General features: G+C 66.0%; 20 protein-coding genes and 1 pseudogene. 14 read left to right on the plus strand and 7 right to left on the minus strand.

Going from position 1 to position 23,916, the window contains the following annotated elements:
- Positions 1-6 precede the first annotated feature (6 nt).
- A complete protein-coding gene (ligA, locus tag ADT71_RS14985; protein WP_054438141.1) occupies positions 7-417 on the plus strand; it encodes a protocatechuate 4,5-dioxygenase subunit alpha in 411 nt (136 codons plus the stop codon).
- Positions 417-1,310: pseudogene (locus ADT71_RS14990) on the plus strand (class III extradiol dioxygenase subunit beta). The gene ligA and the pseudogene ADT71_RS14990 overlap by 1 nt, the downstream one beginning before the upstream one ends.
- Positions 1,311-1,348: 38 nt before the next feature.
- On the opposite strand, the gene ADT71_RS14995 reads toward ADT71_RS14990, so the two are convergent.
- From ADT71_RS14995 to ADT71_RS15005, 3 genes are read right to left on the minus strand one after another with little or no spacing between them, the layout of a single operon-like run.
- Positions 1,349-2,353 carry a LysR family transcriptional regulator gene (locus tag ADT71_RS14995; RefSeq protein ID WP_054438143.1) on the minus strand — a complete coding sequence of 335 codons (1,005 nt, stop codon included), beginning with the start codon at positions 2,351-2,353 and terminating at the stop codon, positions 1,349-1,351.
- 30 nt (positions 2,354-2,383) lie between these two features.
- Complete coding sequence (locus ADT71_RS15000; protein WP_054438042.1) at positions 2,384-3,304, minus strand: NAD-dependent epimerase/dehydratase family protein; 921 nt, start codon at positions 3,302-3,304, stop codon at positions 2,384-2,386.
- A gap of 51 nt (positions 3,305-3,355) precedes the next feature.
- Positions 3,356-5,812, minus strand: coding sequence for a TonB-dependent receptor (locus ADT71_RS15005; RefSeq protein WP_054438044.1), 2,457 nt, complete (start codon positions 5,810-5,812; stop codon positions 3,356-3,358).
- 136 nt (positions 5,813-5,948) lie between these two features.
- Between ADT71_RS15005 and ADT71_RS15010 the strand changes: the two genes are divergently transcribed.
- The gene (locus ADT71_RS15010) at positions 5,949-7,088 is read left to right on the plus strand and encodes an FAD-dependent monooxygenase (protein ID WP_054438046.1); all 1,140 of its coding nucleotides are present in this window, start codon (positions 5,949-5,951) and stop codon (positions 7,086-7,088) included.
- 390 nt (positions 7,089-7,478) lie between these two features.
- Positions 7,479-9,134 carry a YbaL family putative K(+) efflux transporter gene (gene ybaL / locus ADT71_RS15015; protein ID WP_054438048.1) on the plus strand — a complete coding sequence of 552 codons (1,656 nt, stop codon included), beginning with the start codon at positions 7,479-7,481 and terminating at the stop codon, positions 9,132-9,134.
- 26 nt (positions 9,135-9,160) lie between these two features.
- Here ybaL and ADT71_RS15020 read toward each other — a convergent pair whose 3' ends face one another.
- The 3 genes from ADT71_RS15020 to ADT71_RS15030 form a co-directional block, all read right to left on the minus strand.
- A complete protein-coding gene (locus ADT71_RS15020; RefSeq protein ID WP_054438050.1) occupies positions 9,161-10,213 on the minus strand; it encodes an AraC family transcriptional regulator ligand-binding domain-containing protein in 1,053 nt (350 codons plus the stop codon).
- Positions 10,214-10,345: 132 nt separating this feature from the next.
- Positions 10,346-11,491 carry a sulfotransferase gene (locus ADT71_RS15025; RefSeq protein ID WP_054438052.1) on the minus strand — a complete coding sequence of 382 codons (1,146 nt, stop codon included), beginning with the start codon at positions 11,489-11,491 and terminating at the stop codon, positions 10,346-10,348.
- A 162-nt stretch (positions 11,492-11,653) separates the two neighbouring features.
- The gene (locus ADT71_RS15030; protein WP_082370365.1) at positions 11,654-14,068 is read right to left on the minus strand and encodes a hypothetical protein; all 2,415 of its coding nucleotides are present in this window, start codon (positions 14,066-14,068) and stop codon (positions 11,654-11,656) included.
- A gap of 298 nt (positions 14,069-14,366) precedes the next feature.
- Between ADT71_RS15030 and ADT71_RS15035 the strand changes: the two genes are divergently transcribed.
- The 4 genes from ADT71_RS15035 to ADT71_RS15045 all read left to right on the plus strand — a co-directional run bounded on the left by ADT71_RS15035 (position 14,367) and on the right by ADT71_RS15045 (position 18,711).
- Positions 14,367-15,617: a putative DNA modification/repair radical SAM protein gene (locus ADT71_RS15035; protein WP_054438057.1), complete on the plus strand. Its 1,251-nt coding sequence runs from the start codon at positions 14,367-14,369 to the stop codon at positions 15,615-15,617.
- Between the two features lie 2 nt (positions 15,618-15,619).
- Positions 15,620-16,825: a TIGR03915 family putative DNA repair protein gene (locus ADT71_RS15040; protein WP_369818267.1), complete on the plus strand. Its 1,206-nt coding sequence runs from the start codon at positions 15,620-15,622 to the stop codon at positions 16,823-16,825.
- Positions 16,804-17,049: a uracil-DNA glycosylase family protein gene (locus ADT71_RS35765; RefSeq protein ID WP_369818272.1), complete on the plus strand. Its 246-nt coding sequence runs from the start codon at positions 16,804-16,806 to the stop codon at positions 17,047-17,049. The genes ADT71_RS15040 and ADT71_RS35765 overlap by 22 nt, the downstream gene beginning before the upstream one ends.
- A gap of 402 nt (positions 17,050-17,451) precedes the next feature.
- Positions 17,452-18,711, plus strand: a complete 1,260-nt coding sequence (locus tag ADT71_RS15045) for an MFS transporter (protein WP_231635903.1) — start codon at positions 17,452-17,454, stop codon at positions 18,709-18,711.
- A gap of 23 nt (positions 18,712-18,734) precedes the next feature.
- Here ADT71_RS15045 and ADT71_RS15050 read toward each other — a convergent pair whose 3' ends face one another.
- Positions 18,735-19,469, minus strand: a complete 735-nt coding sequence (locus tag ADT71_RS15050) for a FadR/GntR family transcriptional regulator (protein WP_165913316.1) — start codon at positions 19,467-19,469, stop codon at positions 18,735-18,737.
- A gap of 287 nt (positions 19,470-19,756) precedes the next feature.
- Here ADT71_RS15050 and ADT71_RS32165 point away from each other — a divergent pair, with 287 nt between their 5' ends.
- Genes ADT71_RS32165 through ADT71_RS15070 form a run of 6 tightly spaced genes read left to right on the plus strand, consistent with a single transcriptional unit; the run spans position 19,757 to position 23,885 of the window.
- On the plus strand, positions 19,757-21,211 hold the full coding sequence (locus ADT71_RS32165; RefSeq protein WP_369818273.1) for an SDR family oxidoreductase: 1,455 nt from the start codon (positions 19,757-19,759) through the stop codon (positions 21,209-21,211).
- On the plus strand, positions 21,130-21,753 hold the full coding sequence (locus ADT71_RS35770; RefSeq protein WP_197283032.1) for a sulfotransferase: 624 nt from the start codon (positions 21,130-21,132) through the stop codon (positions 21,751-21,753). The genes ADT71_RS32165 and ADT71_RS35770 overlap by 82 nt, the downstream gene beginning before the upstream one ends.
- Entirely contained in the window at positions 21,750-21,980 is a 231-nt protein-coding gene (locus ADT71_RS32175) for a hypothetical protein (protein WP_197283033.1), read from the plus strand. Before ADT71_RS35770 ends, ADT71_RS32175 begins: the two co-directional genes overlap by 4 nt.
- Entirely contained in the window at positions 21,977-22,651 is a 675-nt protein-coding gene (locus tag ADT71_RS32180) for an MBL fold metallo-hydrolase (protein ID WP_197283034.1), read from the plus strand. The genes ADT71_RS32175 and ADT71_RS32180 overlap by 4 nt, the downstream gene beginning before the upstream one ends.
- Positions 22,603-23,094: an alkyl sulfatase dimerization domain-containing protein gene (locus ADT71_RS32185; RefSeq protein ID WP_197283035.1), complete on the plus strand. Its 492-nt coding sequence runs from the start codon at positions 22,603-22,605 to the stop codon at positions 23,092-23,094. The genes ADT71_RS32180 and ADT71_RS32185 overlap by 49 nt, the downstream gene beginning before the upstream one ends.
- Positions 23,094-23,885 carry a sugar phosphate isomerase/epimerase gene (locus tag ADT71_RS15070; protein WP_054438061.1) on the plus strand — a complete coding sequence of 264 codons (792 nt, stop codon included), beginning with the start codon at positions 23,094-23,096 and terminating at the stop codon, positions 23,883-23,885. Before ADT71_RS32185 ends, ADT71_RS15070 begins: the two co-directional genes overlap by 1 nt.
- Positions 23,886-23,916: the final 31 nt, after the last annotated feature.

Here is a 23,916-nt window from a genome sequence, read left to right on the forward strand (position 1 = left end):
GAAACCATGCCCGCGATTACCGACGTCAACGCCTATCTGGCGCAGTTCGACGACATTCCCGGCACCCGGGTCTTCACCGCCAGCCGCGCGCGGCGGGGCTATCATCTCAACCAGTTCGCGATGAGCCTGATGAAGCCGGGAAACCGGGAACGCTTCAAGGCAGACGAGCGCGCCTATCTGGACGAATGGCCGATGACCGAGGCCCAGAAACAGGGCGTGCTCGACCGTGACTACAACCGCCTGCTGGACCTTGGCGGCAACGTTTATTTCCTCGCCAAGGTCTTCTCGACCGACGGGCTGAGCTTCGTCCAGGCGGTCAGCACGATGACCGGGATGAGCGTGGAGGATTACCAGGCGATGATGCTGGCGGGCGGCCGTTCGCCGCTCGGCGTCCGCTCGATCAGGGAGAACACATGATGGCCCGCATTACTGCCGGCATCGGTTGCAGCCATATTCCCGTGCTCGGCTTCGCGCACGATCACGGCCGCACCGCCGATGCGATCTTCAAGCCCGCCTTCGACGGCTTCGACTAGACGCGCCGCTGGATGCGCGAGGAGGCCCGGCCCGATGTGGTGATCCTGGTCTACAACGATCATGCCTCCGCCTTCGACATGAAGGTGATCCCGACGTTCGCGATCGGCTGCGGCGAAAGCTACCAGCCGGCCGACGAAGGCTTCGGCCCGCGGCCGGTGCCGGTGGTGGAAGGGCACCCGGACCTTGCCTGGCACATCGCCCAGAGCCTGATCCTCGACGAATTCGACATGACCATCATCAACGAGATGGACGTGGACCACGGCCTCACCGTACCGCTGACGATGATGTTCGGCGCAGTGGACAAGTGGCCCTGCAAGGTCATCCCGCTGGCGGTCAACGTCGTCACTTATCCGCCGCCCTCGGGCAACCGCTGCTGGGCGCTGGGCGAGGCGATCGCGCGCGCCGTGGCGAGCTTCCCGGAGGATCTCGACGTACAGGTCTGGGGCACCGGCGGCATGAGCCATCAGCTTCAGGGGCCGCGCGCGGGGCTCATCAACCGCGAATGGGACAACATGTTCCTCGACGGGCTGGTGGGCGAAAGCCAGCACCTGCGGCATGTTCCCCACATCGAATACTTGCGCGAGACCGGCAGCGAGGGGATCGAGATGGTCATGTGGCTCATCATGCGCGGCGCGCTCGGCCGGGGCACCGGCGTGCTGCACCGGCACTACCACGTTCCGGTCAGCAACACCGCGCTCGGCCATATCGTGCTGGAACCGCGCCGTGCCGATGTCGCCGCCGAAGCACCCGAGGCAGAGGGCGCCCTCACCGGCTGAACCGGCCCGGGGGCCCCGCTAGGCGGCGTGGACGCCGCCTAGCGGGGCGGCTGCGGGTGGTTCATCCGGTACTCGACTTCCAGCGCGTCCCGGTCGATCCGGGGGCCGGTGAGCGGAACCACGTTGCCCGGCTCCTCCACCTTGCGCGTCGCGATCAGTTGCAGCCGCTCGACGATCCAGCGCAGCGCGCGGTCGTTGCTGTTCGAGAGGTGCCATTGCAGCGCCTCGCGGATCGGCGGAAAGTCGAACGGGATCTCGCGCATGATGAGCGGCATGTTCTGCACCACCTGTTCGGCGAGGCGGCGGTGCATCGTGGCGATGCGGTTGGTGTTCACCACGAGGCCGGGGAGCGACAGGAACGTCGGCGCCACCACCTCGACCCGCCGCTGCTGCTTCTGGCGGCGCACGAACCAGTCGTCGAAAGCGGGGACGCGAGCCTTGCCGAAGCGGGCGGTGACATGGCCCAGCTCGAAATAGGTCTCCTTCGTCATCGCCCCCTGCATCGCCGGATTGCCGTCCCAGCCGACCACGACATAGTCGTCCTCGAACAGGATCAGGCTGGGGTGATCGGCCGAGATCGCGTAATCGATCGTCAGCAGCAGGTCGATGTAGCCGCGTTCCAGCGCCTCGATCGGGAAATCGTTCATCGGCTGGATCTCGAAGCGCATCTGCGGCGCATCGCGTTCCAGTTCCGCCAGCGCCTCGGTCAACAGGACCTGCGTGGAATAGTCTGAGGCCATGATCCGCACCTGCCGGTCGGCGGTGGAGGGATCGAAGGCCGGGGCCACCGAAATGGTGGTGCGGATCTGCTCCAACACGGCGCGGACCGGTTCGATCAGTTCCTCGGCACGGGTGGTGAGGATCATGTTTCGCCCCTTGACCACGAGCAGGTCGTCGGCGAAGTATTCGCGCAGGCGGCCCAGCGCGCTGGACGTCGCCGACTGCGAGAGGCAGAGCCGGTCCGCAGCAAGCGATACGCTCTTCTCGGTCAGCAGCGCGTCGAGCGCGACCAGCAGGTTGAGGTCAAGTCTTCCAAAACGCATCGCCATCTCCCGCACCCTCTTCGCTTGTGGTTATTCCAAAGTCGCGAGGGCACTGGCGACCAGTCTAGCAGGATCGCCATCATGCGCAAAACCCGCATGTTCCGCTGCCGGCGTCGCCAGCCTTGGCTGCGCGGCGAAGGCCGCCTCCAGCGCCGCATCGGGTGCATAAGTCACGAGATCGGGCGAAACCCCGCACTGGCGCGCCGCTTCTTCGGCAAGCGCGCCCATAGTCAGGCGCAGCGCCGGCAGGGTCACGGCGCGGGTCGGCGGCAGCAGCGCGCTGTCCAGCGTCAGGGCGTGGACGAAATTGTCCGCACAACGCGCGACCGACTGCGCCCAGATCGTGCCCTGGGCCGAGACCGGGCAAACGAAGGCCTCACCCGCCTTCAGCGCATGGAACAGGTTGGACATGAACGCCGATTTCATGCCTGACGGCCCCTTGGGCCGCGCGAGGATGCCGGGCAGGCGCACTGTCACCGCATCGATCAGGCCGCGGTTGGAGAACATGGCCGCCGCATGTTCCATCATCGCCTTGTGCCCGCCATAGATCATCTTCGGCGACAAGGGCGTGGCATCGTCCACATGGGCAGGCAGCGGATCGCCCAGCACCGCGATGGAACTGGCATAGACCACCCGCAGCCCCGGCGAGAGCGCCGCCGCTTCCTGCAGCAGGTCGTACATCGCGTCGATATTGATCCGGCGGGAGGCGCCCGGGTCCGCCTCGGCCGCGCCGCCCGGCACCGTTGCCAGATGGACGAGCGCGTCGCAGCCCCGCCCCAGCGCTTCGGCGCGGACCCCGGCATCGCCAAGGTCGCCTTCCACCGGCCGGACGCCCGGCGGGATGCCGCCGGCGTGGCTGTCTATTCCGGAGACCTCGTGCCCGGCCTCCAGCAGGCGGCGGGCAAGTTCCCGGCCCACGAACCCGCCTGCCCCGGTGACGACGACTTTCACTGCATTCTCCTTGAGTAACGGCAAGCACAGGCCCCGCGCAGCATCCCGGCCTCAGAACGTTCCCGAAAGGCGCAGGCCATAAGTGCGCGGAGCGGTGTAGCGCGCCACCGCGAAGCCGATGGGCGAGGACTGCGGCGTGGCGACGCGGCGCTTGTTCTCGATGTTCTGGACGAAGGCGCCGATCGAAAGCCCGCCGTCCGACAGGCGCAGCGTCAGGTTGGCGTCGGTCAGCCAGTAACCGCGGATCTTCTCGAAATCGAGATACTCGAATGCGCCGTATTGCGAGGACCGCCACGAAGTGTTGACGCTGCCGACCAGTTCGTAATCGTCGCCCAGCGGCACGACCTGTTCGGCGCCGAGGTTGACCGTCCACTTGGGCGAGAACAGCAGCGGGCGGCCCGAACAGTTGAACGCCAGGATCGGCGTTACCCCGTCGCTCAGGTAATCCCCGGTGGCGGAAGAAGGACAGTTGATGTTGTTGCGCGGCGAGGCGGTGGTAAGCGTCAGCTCCTTGTATTCGGTATCGAGATACTGGACCTTGGCCGAAAGCGTGGTGTTGCGCATCGGCTTGACCATCAGGTCCACGTCGAAGCCCTTGATGTCGGCGCGCCCGGCATTGTCGATGGTGTTGATCAGCACGGAATCCGGCGAGACCGTGAAGTAGTTGATCTGCTGGTCCTTGTACTTCCAGTAGAAGGCTTCGACGTTGAGCTGGACGTGGTCGTTGAGGAAACGGTTCTTCGAACCGATGGTATAGGCGGTGATGAATTCCGGGTTGTAGGTCGGATTGCCTTCGGAAAGCTGGAAGCCGCCCGCGCGGTAGCCGGTTTCGACCGAACCATAGAGCAGCGAATCCTTCGCCAGGTCGAACTCGGCTCCCACCTTCCACGTCACGCGGCTGAAGTTGCCGGAATCGACCACCGGATAGTAGGTCTTGAGGATCAGGCCCGCGCCGCTGAGCAGCGGATAGACCTGATCGCTCGCCGCATCGGTGCTGCCCGGCGCGATATAGCCGTTCGCGATCAGCCAGTTCACGGTATCGCCGGTAGAGGTGAAATTCGGGAAGTTCGGGATATTGCCCGGCACCGCGCAACCCTGCCCGAAGGAATCGGGCGGCGTCACTGCCGGAATGCCGCCGCAGAAGGCGATGAAATTGTTGATGATCCCGTCGATCGACTTGTGATCGCGCGTATAGCGCAGGCCGCCGATCAGGCGGAAACTGTCGGTCAGGTTGGCGGTAAGCTGGCCGAAGCCCGCCAGGCTCCGGGTCTTGTGCGTGTAGTGCTGGATCGGCAGCACGAATTCCTGGTTGTATTCTCCGGTATTGCGGATCTTCTCATCGAAGAAGAAGCCGCCGACCACGTAATCGAACATGCCGACCGTGCCCGCCAGCCGCGTTTCGAGGCTGAACTGGCGGTCCTTCTCATTCGTGTAGGCGGTGTTGAATGCGGGACCGTAGAAGAAGCTCTCAGCCTTGGTGTTGCGGTACGCAGGCAGGACGGTGAGCGTTCCGATGCCGGTGTCCAGCGTGACTTCGGCGTTGAGGCCCCAATAGGTCGCGTCGTTCATCTGCTGGCGGTTCATCGCCGTGAGGAACCCGAAGCCCGGAGCGCCGAGCTGGGTCTGCCGGTAGGCATTGGCGGCATCGGTGTTCAGCCCTTCCGAACTGTCGAACCCGGCAGGCGTGAAGGTGAATCCGGTCGCCCCCGGCGTGAACGAACCGATATAGCTCGATCCCGCGCCCACGCCGCCCACATGCGTGTAATCGCCGCCAAGACGGATGCTGAACCGGTCCGTCGGTTCGAACAGGAATTGCGCGCGCAGGCCGCTGCGATCGAGATCGTCGCTGCCGTCGCGGTTGTAGCCGTCATGGTACTGATGCGTCGCCGCCACGCGCAGCGCGGCATTTTCACCCAGCGCGAGATTGGCGAAACCCTCGGCGCCGACGGCGTCGTAATTACCCACCGTCAGGGTGAAGCCGCCGGAACTGCGGCCGAGTTCGGGCCGGTTGGGTATGATGTTCACCGCACCGCCGGTGGCATTGCGGCCATAGAGGATGCCCTGCGGCCCCTTCAGCACCTCCACGCGGGCAAGGTCGTAGAATGCCGAACCGAACGCCCCCGCCGCGCGGCCCAGCACAACGCCGTCATAACTGGGCGTGACGGCCGGATCGTTGTAGCTCGAATTGGTGATGTTGCCGACGCCGCGCAGGAATATCGAGGTGTTCGAACCGCCGCCGTTGGTCACCGTAAGCGCAGGCACCGCCTTGTTCAGCGCGTCCGCCTGGGTGATGCCCTGCTGCAGCAATCGATCTCCGCCCACGGCATCGATGGCGATGCCCGCATCCTGGAGCGTTTCGGCGCGGCGCTGGGCGGTGACGATGATGTCGCCAAGGCCGGAACTGTCCTGCGCCGGTGCAGCTTCCTGCGCGAGCGCGGGCATGGCGCCGCCGAAGACGGCGAGCATCATCACGGCCAGACTCGAGGAATGGAAAAGTCGATTGCGCATGGCGCTCCTCCCGATGTGTTTGTTCTTGCCGTCGGGGCTAGCCAAGCGGCCGGCGTTGGTCACACCGATTGTATCGATGGGCAGGCATCCACAGTTCGGATTTGTGTGACGACGCGGCCTCGCTACCTCTCGTGGCATGACACGGGAGAGCATCAGCAGCATCGCCACGGCACTTGTCGTGGGCGGGGGAATCGGCGGCATGGCCACGGCCATCAGCCTTGCGGAACGGGGCGTTCGGGTGGACCTGATCGACCTCGATCCGGAATGGCGGGTCTATGGCGCCGGCATCACGATAACCGGGCCGACCTTGCGCGCCTATCGGCGGCTCGGCCTGCTAGAGCAGATCAAGAAGGCAGGCGCCATCACCAACCGGACGCGGCTGTTCCGCCATGACGGAACCCACCTGCACGATCTCGACGAACCGGTGATCGAGGAAGGCCTGCCCGCAACCGGCGGGATCATGCGCCCCGTGCTCCACCGGATCATGCAGGCACGGGTACGCGAACTGGAGATTCCCGTCCGTCTGGGCCTGACGGTCAACCATCTGGCAAGCGACGCCAGCGGTGTCGACGTGACGTTTTCCGATGGCACGAACGGCCGCTACGACCTCGTGGCGGGGGCCGACAGTGTCTATTCGACCGTGCGCGAACTCGCCTTCCCGCACATGGGCCCCGCCCAGCCGACCGGGCAGGGCTGCTGGCGCATCTCCATCCGCAAGCCGCCCGGACTCGACGCCGGCGAATTCTTCCTCGGCCACGACAACCCCTGCGGCATCACCGCCTGCAGCCCGGACAACGTCTACATGTGGATGCTGACCCGGCACGAACCGCGCGAGAGCTTCATGGACGAGGAGGAACTCCACGCCGCGCTCAAGGCCCTGCTTGCAGACTTCGGCGGCAATGCCGGATGGATTCGCGACAACATGACCTGCGAGGACTGGATCAATTACCGCCCCCTCGCCGCGGCCCTGCAACCGCGCCCCTGGAGCCGGGGCCGGATCGTGCTGGTGGGCGATGCCGTTCATGCCACCACGCCGCACCTCGCCTCGGGCGCCGGGATGGCGGTGGAAAGCGGCATCGTCCTGGCCGAGGAACTGGCCAATGCCGACACGGTGGAAGCAGGTCTCGCCGCCTATGAGGAGCGCCGCTTCGACAGGTGCCGCGACGTGATCGAAAGCAGCATCGCCATCGGCAGGCTGCAACTGGAGCACGGGCCGCCCGAAGAACACAAGGCGCTGCTGGAAGGCGCGCTGACCCGGCTCAACGCCCCGTTCTGACGATCTATCGGGAACGCCCTGCACTGCTGCCTCGCGCGTGTCCGGCGGCGGCAGGGCAGCGCGTCGATCCCCCGGCAGCCGCGAATTCCCGCGCTTCGCGGGGCCGCGGAAAGGCACGCCTGCAACAAAGATGCGGCGGCAGCGATCCAAGGTGCTGCAAATCCCGCCATATCTTGATACCCTCTGCCCACGGCCGAACGCCCCCGAGATCAACCGGAAGGAGCAGAGGATGCCTCGCAAGCGCAACATCGCCCCCAGATGGCTCATGCCCCTGCTGCTCGCCGGTTCGATGGTGGCAGCGGGACTTGCGGCAACTCTCGTGTCATCCTTCCAGTAGGTGGGCGGCGAGCCGGCCATACCCCGCCACGCCGCCGGAGCGAGGAGCAGTGCTTGCCGCATCATACGCCCTTGATCGGAACCATCGTCGCCGGGCTGGTGGCGGCTTTCGCAATGGGGGCGCTGGCACACCGGCTGCGGATATCCCCGGTAGCAGGATACCTGTTCGCCGGAGTCCTCGTCGGCCCGTTCACCCCGGGCTTCGTCGCCAATTCCGCCCTCGCCAACGAACTGGCCGAAATCGGCGTCATCCTGCTGATGTTCGGCGTCGGCCTGCATTTTTCCTTGCGCGACCTGATGTCCGTGAAGGCCATCGCCGTTCCCGGCGCGGTGCTCCAGATCGCCGTGGCGACCGCGCTTGGCGCGGGCCTTGCGGTCCATCTCGGGTGGAGCCTTGCCGCGGGCCTGGTGTTCGGACTGGCATTGTCGGTGGCGAGCACGGTCGTCCTGCTGCGCGCGTTGCAGGCCGGAAATCTGGTCGATACGGAAAGGGGGCGGATCGCCATCGGCTGGCTGATCGTCGAAGACCTCGCCATGGTGCTGGTGCTCGTCCTGCTGCCGGTGCTCGCCGGCATCCTGAACGGGGCGGCGGCGGATACCGCCAATCTCGCGAAGATCGTCGGCATCACCATCGCCAAGGTGGGCGGCTTCATTGCCCTGATGCTGATCGTCGGCAAGCGGGCGATCCCGGCCGCATTGCACTGGGCGGCCCATACCGGATCGCGCGAACTTTTCCGTCTGGCCGTTCTCGCCATCGCGCTCGGCGTGGCGTTCGGCGCGGCCTATGTCTTCGACGTTTCCTTCGCGCTGGGCGCCTTCTTCGCCGGCATGGTCATGGGCGAGCGGCAGTTGAGCCGCCGCGCGGCGGAAGAAACCCTGCCCCTGCGGGACGCCTTCGCCGTGCTGTTCTTCGTCTCGGTGGGGATGCTGTTCGACCCGGCGGTGCTGATCGAACGCACCGGCGCCCTGGCCGCGACCGTCCTTATCATCGTCATCGGCAAATCGGCCGTGGCGCTCGCGATCGTGCGCGCATTCGGCCACCCGCTCCAGACCGGGTTCGCAGTGGCTGCGGGCCTGGCGCAGATCGGCGAATTCTCCTTCATGCTGGCAGCCCTCGGCGTCCGCCTCGATCTCCTGCCCGAGGAAGGCCGCGACCTGATCCTCGCCGGGGCCATCCTGTCCATCCTGGCCAATCCGCTGATCTTCCGCCTGCTGGCAAGCCGTCACGCCATCGTGAAAGCCGCCGTGCCCACCGGGGCTTCCCCCACCGGCAACGGCGACCAGGCGCGTCGCGGCCATGTTATCCTCGTGGGCTACGGGAGGGTCGGAAAACTGGTTGCCGACGGCATGGGCTCCGGCAACCGGTCACTGGTGATCGTCGAGGAGCAGGACGATCTGGCGAAGGCGGCGCGGGAAACGGGGCTCGATCTGATCACCGGCAACGCGGCAACCGCAGACATACTCGACCAGGCCGGGATAAGGGACGCCAGCAAGCTGATCATCGCCATTCCCGAAGGCTTCGAAGGCGGCGTGATCGCGCAGCGCGCACGCCAGATCAATCCCGAGATCGAGATTCTCGCCCGCGCCCATTCGGATGAGGAAGTCGAGCATCTCAAGCAGGTCGGCGCGGATCACGTCGTCATGGGAGAGCGCGAAATCGCCCGAAGCCTGCTGACGCTGGCCTCGATCCGCAGGCCTCGGCCGGCTTGAACAACCGGGCGCCGGGATATCGGTGCTCAGGGCAACGCTTCCCGCGCCGCCTGGCGAATCTCGCGCGGCGAGGCGGCGAGGCTGCTCCGCGCAAAGCGCGACATGACCGACTGCTCGGCGAAGCCCAGCTTCTCCGATATGCGGCTGAGCGGCAGGTCGGTCTGCTGGAGGTAATAGAGCATGAAGTCCCGGCGGACCTCGTCCTTGATCGATTGGAAGCTGATGCTTTCTTCGTGAAGACGCCGGTGCAGGGTGCGCGGATGAAGGTTGAGATGGCGGGCGACATCGTCGTTCCCGCAGCGACCGGTCCAGAGCAGTTGCATCACCACGCCGCGTACTTGCGCATGGACCGGCGGGCGCTGTTGCCGGAACCGGCGGGAAACATGCTCGGTCACGTCGCGCAGGCCCTGCCGGTCGGCATCGGCGACCGGACTTTCAAGATCGCCCACCGTGAAGACCACGCCGTCCTCGTTCTGGCAGAAACGCACTTCGCAGCCGAAATGCTCGCGGTAGACTTTCGCGGGGGACAAAGCCTGGTGGCGAAAGTGGACGCGGCGCGCGCCAACGCGCTGCCCGGTGATCGCGCGGGCGCCCAGGTGTCCGGCCAATAGCACCTGCTCGATCGCCTGGCTGCGCGCCGGCAAATCCTCGGCCAGCAGTTCGTGGCCCATGAAGACATGCTGCCCACCGGCGGATCGCCCCATCCAAACCCGCGCGGCAAGACTGTGCGCGGCATTGTGCGTGGCGGCATAGGACAGCGCGTCACCGAACCGCAGGACGCTGCGCATGGCTGCACCGAGCGGCCCGAACACATCCACGCCGCCCTGCCGCTGCGCAAGACGCAGGCCGAAATCCGGCCGGTCCAGCACGTCCGCCGCCCGGCCCACGACTTTCAGCCATTGCCCGCACGTTATCGCCCCGGCCCGGTCGCAGGCTTCCTCGTCCAGCCCGACCGCGCACAAGAGGGACTGCGGATCGCCGCCAAGATCGCGCACGACCTGCGGAAAATGGCGCAGCAGCCGCGCCTGGATCACCTGCGTTCCCGCATCCGGCGTGCCATCGACGAAAGGCTCCCGCATCTTCTTCGCCGCTCCCGACCGACTCAGCGCAGGGCCGCACCCCGCCGCTTATGGCTGCAAGAGATGCTCCTGCCTGCAAGGCAGGGTCAACGCGGAGGGCAACGCCTTGGCGATAGCGTCAGCCCCGCCGTATCACGAGCGCGTGGGAATGCGGAACCGCTCCACGTAATCGGCGAATTCCCGCCTCACCCCGGCGGCATCGAGGCCGTAGTCCTCCAGCCGATATTCATGCCGGCCGTGCCTGCCCTTGGGATTGTCGGCGAGGAAAGCGGTCATCGCCGCTTCCGCCCGCGCCGTCAGCGGTTCGCCGAAATGATCGTAAAGCCGCTTCATCTGGCCCACCGGATCGCGCATCTGCGCATCGTACTGGATATCGAAGATCGCGTCCGCGCCGTGTTTCGCGCGGTATGCATCCTGCCGGGCGATCATGAGGTGGAATATCTCCACCATCTGCGCGCCGATGGCATGGGCGTCTACCGCGTCGCTGTACATTCGCCGCACCGCGTGGATGAGGCTGCATGCCGAGCCCACCACTTCCACCGGATCGCGATGAGTCATGACAAGCTGCGCATCGGGATAGACTTCGGTCAGCTCGTCCAGAAACAGCGGATGCCAGGGATTCTTCAACGTCCAGCGCCCGGGCGCCTCGGCCTGAAGGCATTGCAGCAGACGCTTGTGATAACGGAAGGCCGGGCGATAGTCGGCCTCGTGCAGGAACCACTGCCGATAGCCGGGAACATGGGCCTGCGCCTCGTAGACTTGCGCGCAGAACGAAGGCGCCATGGCGAACTGACACTCGGTGGGGCTGTCGGAATCTTCATGGTGGATCGCGGCGATATGGGGGGCGGCGCCGATCGCGCGCGCCATCTGCGCCTGCATCCGCTCGAAACGCGGGCCGGCTGACAGTTCGTCGCTGCGCGGCGGCGGCACCGGGTCGAACGCTTCCCAGCGCAGGAAACAACGGCGGTCCGGGTCGGCGGCCAGCAGGTTGATGGTCAGTGTCGTGCCGGTGCGGGGCAGGCCGAAGACGAACATCGGCTTTTCGACCGGACGCTCCAGCAGTTCGGGATGACGCGCCAGCCAGTCTTCCACTTTCATCCGGCCCGCCAGCGCCGAGACCAGCGAGCCGATGGAGCGCTGCCGGCCCGCTTCGGTAAGCGCAGCCTCGTTCTGGTAATCCTCCAGCAGGATCGCGAGGCCCGACAGGACCGCCTCGTCGCCAAAGTCGTTAAGGCCCGTCTCCGCGCTTGCCGCCGCAATGATGTCCTCGACCTTCACCCGCTTGTCCCCTCACCTTCCTCTGCCGCGTCGTGCGCGCGGTTCGAAGGCCGGGTCTAGCCGCAGCAGCCGGCACTTTTCTTGACCGATAAGGACATCGCACCAGAACGCGCAGGCGCGATACCCCCGCCTCCCGGAAGAGGCGGGGGCAAGGAAGCGCCGTCAGGAAACCGGCAGCACCACCGGCGCGCCCGGCGCGTCGCGCAGACGCAGGTAGAACTTGCCGTCGCGCGCCGCGGGCACCTGAAGCGCAGAGCCCGTGAAGCCCTGCGCCACGTTCACCGCCGGATCGAGGGCAGGCGAAAGCCCCACCGCATCGATCAGGAACAGGTCGCTGCCCCTGATGGTGCAGTTCGCGTCCCGCTCCGCCCCGCCGCACGATACACCGTCGATATGCGGAAGCCGCGCCAGCGTGACCAGCGGCTGCCAGTCGCCGGCATCGCCGCCGCGCACCAGCCGGAAGCGAAGCGGACCGAACGTGGAAGGCGGCAGCGTTTCGGGGTCGAACGAGGCAACCAGGACTTGCGGCCCTGCAACTTTCAATCCCTTGCCTGCCGAAAGCCGCACCGGCTCGCCGCCGCTCGCGGGCGCCACCTCGATCACGTCGGCAGGGGTCAGCGGCGCTGCATCGCTGCGAACCGAGAACACCATGCGGCCGTTGTCCGGCAGCAGGTCTTCTCCGGGAAGGCCCAGCACCCTGCCCCCCGCCGCTACCGGCCCGGGTTCGATGGTCTTGCTGAGCAGGTTCACGCGCGGCCGCGCCTCGGCCAGCGTAATCGGGACCGAAACGGTGCGCCCGCCACGCAGCCTGATGCGCGCGGCCGCATCCCCGGGTATCTCGGGCACGGTTTGGGAGGCGCCCTCCGGCAACTTCTGCCCGTCGGACCTCGCCAGCCTGAGGCGGTCTACCGTCCCGTCGCGGGTCAGGCCGTCAGGCTTGAGCGTGAGACCGGCAAGTTCGGCGCTGTCCACCTGGTCGAGCCGCTGGCCGGTCAGCACGCCCCAGTCATCCCCGGCATGGATCACCAGACCGTCGACCCGGCTCGCCTGGACATCGGCCCGCAGCGCGATCGTCGAAGGCTGGGCAGTGCCGCGCACCTTCACTTCCACGCTCATATCGCCCGGCTTGCGGCCCGCCAGCGGCAGGGTGAGCGCCAGACCGTCCTTGCCCTGCACTTTCCACTCGACCGACTGCGCGCTGCCACCTTGCCGCAAAGTCACCGATTCCACGCAGGACGGCGCGGCGCCCGTCAGTACCAGCGGATTATCCCGTCCGACGACCAGCGTGGGCATCTCGGCGTTCTTGTCGCCGCCCGCCACCTGCCAGCCGCCGCCATCGGGCTTCTGGAGGAGGAAGTCCGGCCCTTCGAAGCGATCGAAGCCCCAGTAGCCGTAGACGTGGGCGCGCAAGGTTCCGGTAAAGGCGGCAGGCAGTTCCCCGCCCGCAAGGACATAGCCGCCTCGGTCCGCCCGTGCTTCGAGGGGGACGTCCACCGTCTGCCCCGAAGGCGCGGTGAGGGTAACTTTCATCTCCCGCGCATAAGCGGTCGAATAGATCAGCGGCGCCCCTTCCACCGGCAGCAGCGTGCCCTGCGCGCCGCCGGCCTGAACCGCGCAGACCGGATCGTTGGCGCTCGTGCGCAGGCGGGGCGGGCTACCGGATTCGATGGCCGGCATGGCGATCACCATGACCGATTTGGGCTTTTCAAACGAAGGCGCGGTGTTCAGCAGCAGGCCTGTACGGTCGCCCTTGCGCACGCTCAGCGTCGGCAGGTAGCTGAACTGCGGATTGGAAAAGGCGCCGAATATCTTCGCGATATCCCGCGCCACCCCGATATAGGCGCTGTAATAGCCATAGCCCGCTTCGCGCGTGGCGCTCAACTGCAGGGCAAGGTCCGTCGGTGCGCCGGTCAGCGTTTCCGCCACCGAACTGGTGTGGACGTCCGCCAACACCAGCGTTTCCCGGTTTTCGAGCAGGCATGACGCCTGAAGCTCGATCACTTTCGAGAGGCATTCCTCGTTCAGCTTCATCGACAGGCTGCGCGCCAGCGTCGGTGCCACGCTGCGCAGGAACTCGGGGTGATAATTGTCCTGCGCCCGGATCGCCGCCATGAAGGCATCGAGGCGGGAATGGTCGAGCGAGGCCTGGTTGAGGTCCTGCGTGGCGCGGACGAATTCGCCCGGCTTGCCGCGCACGGCATCCACCAGCGTCCCTTCCGCGCCGCCTGTATCGGGGACCAGGAACATGACCATCTGGCGCGCATTCTTCGGCACCGTCAGCGCCAGCGCCTTGTTCTTTTCCTTGTCCCTCCAGGTCTCGGCGATCTTGATCCAGTCCTTGGGCGGCGGATTGGTCGCGCCGCGCAGGAAAGCGGACACCATCAGGAATTTCGCGCCCTGATCCTCCGGCAGGTCCGCATGGATCGACAGCATGTCCCCCTCGGCAAGGCTGGGCACTTGCGCAATGGGCAGCGTTTCCTTGCCGCGCGTCACCTGGATACGCAGGCCGGGGCCGTTCAGTTCGAACGGCGCGGGATCGGCGGCGACCGCCGTGGACGAGGCCAGCATCGCGGCCATCGGCAGGGCCAGAGCCCCCGCATTGAGAGCCCATGAAGTGAGACGCGAAGGGCGTGCGCGGTTCTTCCCGGCAATGGGCAATGGCATTTTCCTGTTATCCGGCATCAAATTACGTCGCCCTTCCCCGCCTTTCCCACAACAGCGCCCTCCCGCCAAGCACGCGAAGGCCCATCGCCTCGTCGCAAAAACGAACATAAAGGGAACATTTCGTTTGAAAAGCCCTTCGGCATGGGACAGGCTCCGGCTGCAAGAGCTGCACTTACGCTTAGCTGAACGCATGAGGAAAAGGTCTGGTTCAATGCCCCCGCTCGATATCGCCGAAAAGCTGACGATCCTCGCGGATGCGGCGAAATACGATGCGTCGTGCTCCTCTTCGGGCGTCAGGAAGCGGGATTCGCGTGGCGGCAAGGGGATCGGCTCCACGCTGGAAGGCGGCGGCATCTGCCATGCCTATGCGCCGGACGGGCGCTGCATCAGCCTGCTCAAGATACTGCTGACCAACAGCTGCATCTTCGATTGCCACTACTGCATCAACCGCAAGTCCTCCAACGTGCGCCGCGCCCGCTTCACCGCGAAGGAAGTGGTGGACCTCACGCTCGACTTCTACCGCCGCAATTACATCGAGGGGCTGTTCCTGTCCTCGGGCATCATCCACACGCCCGACTATACGATGGAGCAGATCGTCGAAGTGGCCCGCTCCCTGCGGGAAGACCACGATTTTCGCGGCTACATCCACCTCAAGACCATTCCCGACGCCGATCCCGAACTCGTGGCGCGGGCCGGGCTCCATGCCGATCGGGTATCGATCAACGTGGAACTGCCGACCGCCGGCGGCCTCCAGCGCCTCGCGCCCGAAAAGTCGCAGGCGCGGATCGAAGGTGCGATGGGGACCATGCGCTCGGCGATCGAGGAGGGAGCCGACGCCAGTCGGCGGTTCCGCTCCGCCCCCACCTTTGCGCCCGCCGGACAATCGACCCAGATGATCGTCGGTGCCGACGCCGCGACCGACCGCGACATCGTGTCCCGCGCCGCCGCGCTCTACGACCGCTTCGATCTCAGGCGCGTCTATTACTCCGCCTTCAGCCCGATCCCGGACGCCAGCGTCGTCCTGCCGCTCCAGCGCCCGCCGCTGATGCGCGAACACCGGCTCTACCAGTCGGACTGGCTCATGCGGTTCTACCAGTACACGCCGCAGGAAGTCGGCGCTGCGGTCGATCCGGCCACGGGGATGCTCCCGCTGGACATCGATCCCAAGCTGGCCTGGGCGCTGCGCTTTCGCGATCGTTTTCCGGTGGACGTCAACCGCGCCCCGCGCGAACTGCTGCTGCGCATCCCCGGCCTCGGGGTGAAGGCGGTGGATGCCATCGTCTCGGCGCGCCGCTGGCGGACCCTGCGGCTGGACGACGTGGCGCGCATGACCGTTTCGGTGAAGAAGCTGCGGCCGTTCATCGTCACGGCAGACTGGCGGCCCACCGGGCTGATCGACAGGGCCGACCTTCGCGCGCTCGTCGCTCCGCCCGCCACGCAGCTGGAACTGTTCGCGGCCTGACCATGCGGATGGTACGCCTTGATGCCGAAGATGACTTCGATGGCTGGCGCGCCGCCGCCCGCATGCTCGCGGCAGAGCGCATAGCCGCGAACGAGGTACTCTGGCAGATCGGCGACCGGCCGGTGGACCTGTTCGGGGGAGAGCCGATTGCCGTGGACGCCGCGCAGGCGCCGCCGATGCGGGTTTCCAGGGCGTTCCTCGATCTTGCGCGTGATGCGGCGCTTCACAGCGAGCCCGAGCGTTTCGCACTGCTCTATGCCTTGCTGTTGCGCCTGCTGGACCAGCCGCACCTGCTGCAGGACCGGGCCGACCGGCCCCTGCGCCGCCTGGAAGGTCTCGCGCAGAACGTGCGGCGCGACATCCACAAGATGCATGCCTTCCTCCGCTTCCGCGAACTGCCGGATGGAGACGGCACGCGGTTCGTCGCCTGGTACGAGCCCGAGCACCACATATTGCGTCGCAATGCCGCCTTTTTCGTGGAGCGCTTCACCAACATGCGCTGGTCGATCCTGACCCCGCGGGGTGCGCTCCACTGGGATGGCGCCCTGCTGACCGAGGGGCCTCCTGCACAGCGCGGCGACGCACCTGGCGACGATCCGGTGGAAGGGGTCTGGAAGGCCTATTACAGCGCCATCTTCAATCCGGCGCGGGTCATGCCGCGCGCCATGCTCAAGGAAATGCCGCGCAAGTACTGGCGAAACATGCCCGAGACCGCGCTGGTCCCGCAACTGATCGCCGGTGCCCGCAAGCGCGAACTGGCGATGATCGAGCAGGATCGGGCCGGGCCGCCGCGCCAGCTCGATACTCCGACCATACGATCAAGGGGGGCAGGCGGAGATGATGCGCTCGAGCTGCTGCGGCAGGAGGCGACCGCCTGTCGCCGCTGCCCGCTCTGGCAACCGGCGACCCAGACCGTATTCGGCGAAGGACCGCACGATGCCGAGATCATGATCGTGGGCGAACAGCCCGGCGACCGGGAAGATATCGTGGGCCGCCCGTTCATGGGCCCGGCCGGCGAAGTCTTCGACCGGGCCATGGCGGCGGCGGGGATCGACCGTGCCCGCGCCTACGTCACCAATGCGGTAAAGCACTTCAAGTTCGAGCCGCGCGCACAGCCGCCTTCACGCCCGCCCCCCATGCGGGCGAAGTCGACGCCTGCCGCTGGTGGATCGATCAGGAACGCGCCATCGTGCGCCCCAGACTGGTGATCGCGATGGGGGCCACGGCGGCCCGGTCGCTCACCGGCAAGGCGATGACGATCGGGCAGGAGCGCGGCCGGGCTGTGCTGCTGGCGGACGGTACGCCTTGCTGGATCACCGTCCACCCCAGCTATCTGCTGCGCCTTCCTCCCGAGGCCGACGCCGATGCCGAATTCTCCCGCTACGTCGCCGATTTGCGCAAAGCCGCCAGCAGCCTCGTCCAGGCAGCCTGACGCCGCGCGGCATCGAAACGTGGTCCGCTGCCACCCTGGGGGAAACGGCCCGGCCGCCAGGCCAGACCCGCGCGCGCACGGACCAGGAGGTATCATAAGCCTTGTGCCTTCGCATATAAGGGCACTCTTCAGAGACAGCGTTCGGATGCAGACGGCCGCAGCGCCCCACACCAACTCCTCCAGACTCATCGAGCCCGCGCTGAATTTCTAAGCATTATCGCGCAATTCCGGCGAACGCCGCCATAAATCTCGCTAGAATCATGGGACCCACTAGCCCTAGGCAGAGAACGGCAGGGCGATTAAACAGTGCCCTTTTTCCGTTAGACTCATTCGCGGCAATCACGCACAACGCCTTGCACAAGATGTCGCAGCAAGCGGCGCTTATGAAATGGGAGAGCTGGATTGGAACAGCTTGAAACGGCAGGCGCGGAGTGGCGCCGCCATTGGCCGATGGTCCTTGCGGCCTGCATCGGCTTTTCGTTCATGTCGTTCATGACGGCCGCTGCCGGCGTGTTCATGGACCCGCTCGCGGCGGAATTTCACTGGGGGCGAACCGAACTCTCCGCCGGCATGGCGATCGCCTCGCTGCTGTCCATCCTCTGCTCTCCCTTCATCGGCATTCTGATAGACCGGCACGGCTCGCGCCGCCTTGCGCTGCCCGGCCTTGTGTTGACGAGCCTGGCAATCGCGGCGTTTTCGCAGGTCAACGGCTCCATCCCCCAATGGCTTGCACTGTGGGTGATATGGGGCGTTGTCGCGCTTCTGGTGCAATCCACCCTCTGGTCCGCCGCAATCGCCAGCGTGTTCAGGGTGGGGCGCGGGCTGGCGCTTGGCGTAACGATGTCGGGCACGGCGCTGGCGCAAGTCGTCGCCCCGCCGCTTTCCAACGCGCTGATCGAGGCATTCGGCTGGCGCACCGCCTATATCGCCCTCGGCCTGGGCTGGGGCGGACTGGCGCTGGTTCTCTCCGCCCTGTTCCTTTTCGACGTGCGCGATCAGGCGCGGCGCAGGCAGTCGCAGGCCAAAGGGCCGCCCGAGGCCGCTCCGGACCTGCCCGGCCTCGGCATCGGGGAGGCATGGCGCGACATATCGCTCTGGAAAGTCGCCGTAGCGACGTTCCTCGTCCTGACCGTGACCATTGCCGTCGTCGTCCACCAGTTCCCCATTCTGGTCGAGGCGGGCATGAGCCGCTCGCAGGCAGCCTGGCTCGTCAGCCTTTCCGGGGTTGCGGGCGTGATGGGCAAGCTGGTCTCCGGCACGCTCATCGACCGGTTCCATGCGCGCACCGTGGGCGGCATCACCCTGGCATCGACCGCCGTGGGATGGCCTTTGCTCATGCAGGGCATCGCAACGCCTGTCACCATCGTCATCGGCATCATGATCAGCGGCTATGCGGCAGGCACCAAGATCCAGCTCTGCAGTTACCTGACCGCCCGGTACGCCGGGATGCGGCACTATGGAACGATCTTCGGCTTCATGACCAGCGTGATCGCGCTCGCCTCCGCCATCGGGCCGCTCGCTGCGGGCCTCTCCTACGATCGTTACGGCAGCTACACCCCGTTGCTGCTCGCCGGTGTCGCGATCTCGCTCATCTCCGGGGGGCTGGTCTTCAGCCTGCGGCCCTATCCCGAATGGCGCGCGGCGACGGCAGCGCCCGCCTGAAGCCTGACCTTACGGCGGCCCGATCAGTCGCCAGCCGCTTCTTCCGCCTTCATCTGAAAGCGCGCGCGAATGCGGCGGGCCCAGACCTTGCGGCTGTACTGGCTGGCGATGCCCGCGAGTTCCGCGTCACCCTGCATCAGGGCCCCGAACTCCATCAGCCGGGCATTTCGCCAGCTTTGCACGAAACGGCGATGCTCGGGCGAAACATCGTCGACTGCCGGGCCTTGATAAGTCCTGCGCGAGAAAGCCACGTTGATGTCGAAGACGAGCTTTATATAAGCGCTGTCGGCAAGCTCGAAGACGACATCCTGGGTTTCGCGTTCCAGTTCGCGCACGTCGTCGAAACTTGCATCGTCGCGAAGCGCGTGCGCCCGTTCGACCAGCGACGCGATACCGGCGGCGATCCTGTCGTGAGGAGCGCGGGCCGCCTTGCGCATGGCTTCCACCCATAACGCAGTGGCGATTGCCGTGACATCCTCCGGCGGCACATCCATCATCGACAGGTACATCGAAACGATGGATTCGATCGTCGTCGCGTCGGGCCGGGACGCGAAATAGCCGCCGTTGTTGCCCCGGCGCACGGCCAGAAACCCTTCGCGCTCCACCAGCCGTGCGGCCTGCCGCACGGTGGCGCGGGCGAAGCCCAGCTCGGAAATCAGCGCCTCTTCGCGCCCGATATAGGCTCCCGGCTCACGGGCGAGGACGATCTCCCTGAGCTTGTCGGCGGCAGCGTCGAGTGCCGTTCTGCTTTTGCGCATGTTCATTCCACCATCTCACAACACGAAAGCCATGAGCGCGTCCAGCCTGTCGTGGCGGCGATGGCAAGGAAGCATAGGCGGCTTGACGGCCTTTGAGTATCCTATTTAAGACTTATCGCAATAAGAGTCGGGGTGCAAAAAGGCATCTGGCAATCATTCAGGACTCATTTTGGAGAGAGGCATGTCACGTCTTCCTTGGGACATGAGCGGCCGCGTCGTCGTCATATCGGGCGCACGCCGGCATCGGTCTGGGCTTCGCACGCGGCATCGCGCGAGCGGGCGGCGATCTGGTCATCTGGGGCCGCCGCCAGGACAGGAATGAAGAGGCGGCACGCGAACTCGCCGAGTTCGGGGGGCGCATCTTCACCCAGGAAGTCGACGTTGCCGACGAAGCCCGCGTGGTGGAGGCCTTTGCCGAAGCCACTGCGCAAATGGGCCGGGTGGACGGCGCCATCGCCAATGCGGGCCTGATGAAGAACCAGGGCTGCTTCACCAACATGACAGGCGAGGCCTGGCATGACCTGCTTTCGGTCAACCAGCACGGCGCGTTCTATCTCGCCCGCGAAGCCGCCCGCCACATGCGCACCCGCGCCGAAGCCGGCGACCCGGGCGGTTCGATCCTGTTCTGCGCCAGCCTTTCCGCCGTGACCGGCTCGATCGGAATGCAGCACTACAACGCCTCGAAGGGTGCCATGGCCGCGCTCGCACGCGGAATCGCGGTCGATATGGGCAAGTACGGCATTCGCGCCAACACCGTCTGCCCCGGCTATACCGAAAGCGAGACAGTGAAGGATCAGGGGCCGGACTCACCGCTGGGCAGCCAGGTGCGCGAACGCTGCCCGATCCCGCGCTTCGGCAACCCGTCCGATTTCGAAGGCATCGGCGTCTACTTCATGAGCGACGCATCGCGCTATCACACCGGCGACCTTGTCCGCGTCGACGGGGCGGTGGATGGCCAATGCCGGCAAGCTCAACACTTCGGCGGAGCGCAGGGCATGAGCACCGACGTCAAAAAGGATACTGAAACGGTGCGGACCAGTGTCTTCCGCGTAGAGCAGTTCCGCGATCCGCAGATTTCGCCCGAACGCCGCGCAGAACTCGAAGCGGCCGAAGCCGAACCTCTCGACATGACGGTAGAAGGCGTACTGGCAGAAGCCGCCGCGCAGACCGGCCTTTCCGACTTCGGCCCGATGGACTTCACCGAGCGCCTCGGCGCGCTTCTTGGCGAAGTCTCCGCAAACGGGAACCTGTGGCGCTTCGCCAAGGCGCAGTTCCGCGCCGCCTGCGTGAAGCAGGCCGCAAACCGCCTCAAGAACAAGGCCTTCCTCGACAGCCATCCGGGCGTCGAGGACGAGGTGATCGATCGTCCGATCATCATCGTCGGCCTGCCGCGTTCGGGAACGACTCACCTCGAGAACCTGATCGCGGCCGACCGCCGGCTGCGGCACCTTCCGGTCTATCTCGGCTCCGAAGCGGTCCTGGCACCCGGCGAGACGGCCGGCCCCGATGGGCTGGACCCGCGCTGGACCCGTTCGGCCGCGCACTGGGACCGGATGAAGCAGAACGCCATCATGGCCGCCATGCATGAACACTCACCCGACCATGCCTGCGGCGAGAACGAGCTGCAGATGCCGACTTCACCACATACCAGTGGGAATGGATGGCCGAAGTCCCCGCCTGGCGCGACTACCTGCTGCGCCACGACCAGACGCAGCACTATGCCTATGGCAAGCGGATGCTGAAGGCGATCGCGCATCAGTTCCCGTCCGACCGGCGCTGGATCCTCAAGGGTAACCAGCATAGCGAGCAACTCCCCGCACTCGTCGCGAATTATCCGGATGCCTATGTCGTCCAGATCCACCGCGATCCGCTGGCCTTGCTGCAATCGGTGCTGACGATGCGGGGGCTGTCCGTGCTCGTCCACCAGAAGCACCCGCAAATCCAGGCTCACGTCGCCTACTGGGTGGACCGCATAGAACAGATGCTGCGCGCCTACCTGCGCGACATGGACCGGGTCCCCGAAGGCCGGCGGCTCGACATCCTGTTCGCAGACGTGATCGCGGACGATATCGGCACCGCGCAAAAGGTGCTGGAATTCGCCGGGCTGCCTTCCAGCGCCGAAAGCGTCGGGGACATGCGCGGCTACATGGACAGCCACCCGCGCGGAAAGGACGGCCGGGTGGTCTACGACCTGGCGGGAGACTTCAACCTCGATATCCCGAGCCTGCGCCAGCGCTTCGCGTTCTACACGGACCGCTTCCCGGTAAAACAGGAAGTGAAATGACCCGCAAGCTCAGCCGGTGGGATGCGAATTCGCACAGCGAGCTCGCGTACATCGCGCTGCTGACGATGCCCACTCAGGCAGGAAACCAAGCCATGAAACCCATCATCCGCGATGCGAACCAGCCGCTCAATGCCCAGATCATCAATGACGGCGCGGGCAGACAGGATGCCGTCGATCTCGGCAACGGCATCTTCATGTCGAGGGACTCTCGAACCTCTACCTGGTGACGACCGCCGAGGGCAGTGTCCTTGTCAACACCGGCATCGTCTACAGCGCCGCCGAGAACAAGCGCCGCTTCGATGCGGCCAGCGACCAGCCGATCCGCAAGATCGTGTTCACCCAGAGCCATGAAGATCACATTGGCGGATGGCCCACCTTCAACGCCCCCGGAATCGAGACGATCGGACAGGCCAACCAGCCTTTCGTGCGCACCCAGTTCCGCGACCTCGGCCCGGCCATGGCTGCCCGTTCGCGGCGCTTGTGGAGCCGCGACCAGAAGCGGGAACTGACAGAACGGCCCGAACCCACGCTGACGACCACGTTCCATGACAGCCACGCCTTCGAACTGGGTGGGCGGCGGTTCGAACTCTACGCGGTCCCCGGCGGCGAAACGGTAGACTCGCTGGTGATCTGGCTGCCGGACGACAGGATCGTCTTCACCGGCAACATGACCGGCCCGATGTTCGGCCATGTTCCCAACCTCTATACCCTGCGCGGCGACCGCTACCGCTATGTCCAGTGGTACATCGACAGCGTCCAGCGCGTGATCGACCTCGGCGCCGAAGTGCTGATAACCGGCCACGGCGAGCCGGTTCGCGGGGCGACAAGGTGCGCACGAGCCTCAGCAGGATGCGCGATGCGGCCCAGTATCTGCGCGATGCGACCTTCAAGGGCATGAACGCCGGCAAGCCTCTCTGGGAACTGATGGAAACCATCCGGCTGCCCGAGAACCTTGCCATCCCGCAGGGTCACGGCAAGGTTTCGTGGATCGTCCGTTCGATCTGGGAGGAGCATCTCGGCTGGTTCCGCTACGATTCCTCGACCGAACTCTATGCCGTGCCGCCGCAGGCCGTGCTCGGCGATCTCATCGAACTTGCCGGTGGACCCGCGGCCGCGCTCGACCTTGCCGCGCGCTATCTCGGCGGAAACCAGCCGCTCAAGGCTCTCCATGTCGCAGAAGCCGTCACCGCGGCAGCGCCTGAAGATCGCCGGGCACTGGAAATCCAGCTCGCCGCACAGCACGCCATACTCGAGGCCGCCGGACGCGAGAATTTCAGCGAAGTACGCTGGCTCGAAAGCGAAATCCGCCGCCTCGAAGCGGCACTGGCAGGGGGCGAATAATGGTGCACCCTCGCCTTTCGGTCGATGCGATGTGTTCGTTCCAGTGGCCGTTCGCGCGCGAACTGGCACTGTGGAAGGACATGGGCCTGCGTCATGCCGGGCTGCTGATGAACAAGATCGCCGACGATCCCGACCGCGACCTCAAGGCTCTCGGCGATGCCGGTATCCGCGTCAGCACGTTGATCACCGCCGGCTTCCAGCTCGGCGATCCCTCGTCCTGGAGCGCGACGCGGGCCATACACCGCGCGATGATCGACCTCGTGGCGGCTCACCGTGGGCACTCGATCTACTTCACGACCGGACGGACGGTCAGTTGCGACTGGGATGAAGATTTCGCGCTTTTTGCCGAAGCGGTCGCGCCGACCGTGGCCCATGCCCGCGAACGCGGCGTCATCGCGGCATTCGAGCCGAGCCTCAGAACCAGCGCCTCGTTCTGCACGACGCTGGCGGATGCCGTGGAGATCGCCGAGGCGACAGGGCTGGGCATCGTTTCCGACTTCAGCAACAACTGGATGGAACGCGGCCTTCGGGGAACCCTGAAACGGGCGATGCCTCATATCGCACTCGTCCAGATCGGCGACATCGCGATTTCCGGCACAGGCGGCCGTTCCCATATCGGCCAGGGCGACCTGCCGCTGGAACGCATGATGGGCGACGTGCTGGACGCGGGCTACGAAGGCGTCTTCGACCTCGAGGTCGTGCCTGCAGACTACACCGCGAATACGAACGAGGACGAATTGCGCGCCGGAATCTCCGCCGCTTCGGACCTGCTCCATGCCATGAACATCTGAAAACCCCACGCATCTGAACGAAATGGCCCGA

Source organism: Novosphingobium sp. ST904, from assembly GCF_001298105.1.
GTDB lineage: Bacteria > Pseudomonadota > Alphaproteobacteria > Sphingomonadales > Sphingomonadaceae > Novosphingobium.

Excerpts from the sequence above, each read along its gene's own strand:
- ADT71_RS15020 (WP_054438050.1), bottom strand. The coding sequence starts at position 10,213 with ATGCGGGAGCCTTTCGTCGATGGCACGCCGGATGCGGGAACGCAGGTG.
- ADT71_RS35770 (WP_197283032.1), top strand. The coding sequence starts at position 21,130 with ATGGCCGAAGTCCCCGCCTGGCGCGACTACCTGCTGCGCCACGACCAG.
- ADT71_RS15070 (WP_054438061.1), top strand. The coding sequence starts at position 23,094 with ATGGTGCACCCTCGCCTTTCGGTCGATGCGATGTGTTCGTTCCAGTGG.
- ADT71_RS15035 (WP_054438057.1), top strand. The coding sequence starts at position 14,367 with ATGCCCCCGCTCGATATCGCCGAAAAGCTGACGATCCTCGCGGATGCG.
- ADT71_RS15005 (WP_054438044.1), bottom strand. The coding sequence starts at position 5,812 with ATGCGCAATCGACTTTTCCATTCCTCGAGTCTGGCCGTGATGATGCTC.
- ADT71_RS15050 (WP_165913316.1), bottom strand. The coding sequence starts at position 19,469 with ATGCGCAAAAGCAGAACGGCACTCGACGCTGCCGCCGACAAGCTCAGG.
- ADT71_RS15010 (WP_054438046.1), top strand. The coding sequence starts at position 5,949 with ATGACACGGGAGAGCATCAGCAGCATCGCCACGGCACTTGTCGTGGGC.
- ligA (WP_054438141.1), top strand. The coding sequence starts at position 7 with ATGCCCGCGATTACCGACGTCAACGCCTATCTGGCGCAGTTCGACGAC.
- ADT71_RS32175 (WP_197283033.1), top strand. The coding sequence starts at position 21,750 with ATGACCCGCAAGCTCAGCCGGTGGGATGCGAATTCGCACAGCGAGCTC.
- ADT71_RS15030 (WP_082370365.1), bottom strand. The coding sequence starts at position 14,068 with ATGGCCGCGATGCTGGCCTCGTCCACGGCGGTCGCCGCCGATCCCGCG.
- ADT71_RS14995 (WP_054438143.1), bottom strand. The coding sequence starts at position 2,353 with ATGCGTTTTGGAAGACTTGACCTCAACCTGCTGGTCGCGCTCGACGCG.
- ADT71_RS32185 (WP_197283035.1), top strand. The coding sequence starts at position 22,603 with ATGCGCGATGCGGCCCAGTATCTGCGCGATGCGACCTTCAAGGGCATG.
- ADT71_RS15040 (WP_369818267.1), top strand. The coding sequence starts at position 15,620 with ATGCGGATGGTACGCCTTGATGCCGAAGATGACTTCGATGGCTGGCGC.